At 44.6% G+C, this 663-nt stretch carries 1 pseudogene; it reads right to left on the bottom strand.

Annotation, left to right across the window (positions count from 1 at the left end):
• Positions 1-57: 57 nt before the first annotated feature.
• Positions 58-663 (bottom strand): annotated as a pseudogene (locus tag AB4274_RS21885) (aminotransferase class I/II-fold pyridoxal phosphate-dependent enzyme); the annotation flags it as partial.

Below are 663 nucleotides of genomic sequence, written 5' to 3'. Positions count from 1 at the left end.
AACATAAGTTTAGCGGATGTTTGACAACCGGGGGAATCCATGTAGCCGCGTTAAGTAGTGAGCAAGACGGAATAGGAAGTCTTTACCTTTCTCGTTAGCTTTGAACCAGTCGACAAACTCTTGACCGTAAAGTTTGCCACCTAGCGTGTCTAGCTCTAGTAGTGTGTAGTAATCCACACGGTCTTTGTTCTCTTCGATTGCTACACCCATGTTTTTGTAAAGCGTTGTGTAGCGCTCACGGATGATTCGTTTACAAGCGGCTTTGTAGCGACCTTCTGAGTCCATTAGACAAGTTAGAGCAAACATCGCCATTTGTACTTGTTGTGGTAGAGACAGACCGGCAGTGTGATTCAATGCTACGCTACGGCTATCCGCAACGATGCGGTCGATGAACTTAATGTCACGTGGCTCTGGAGTCAGTGTTTTGTAACGGTCATCAAGTTGACACTGTTTTTCTTCGCTGAAAGAACTTAGTGCGTCATCAAATACGTTTTTGTGTTGGATACCAATGGTACCTAAACGCCAGCCTGTTGCGCCAAAGTACTTAGAGAACGAGTAAACACAAAGTGTGTTGTATGGTAGTTTTGCAAATAGAGAAACGAAGTCATCGGCAAATGTACCGTATACGTCATCAGTGATGATGAATAGGTCACTGCGTTGCTC

The organism is Vibrio sp. 10N.261.55.A10 (assembly GCF_041470825.1).
GTDB classification, from domain to species: domain Bacteria; phylum Pseudomonadota; class Gammaproteobacteria; order Enterobacterales; family Vibrionaceae; genus Vibrio; species Vibrio crassostreae_C.
Note: the sequence above shows the minus strand (reverse complement) of the source record. Positions and strands in the feature narration are given on the sequence as shown.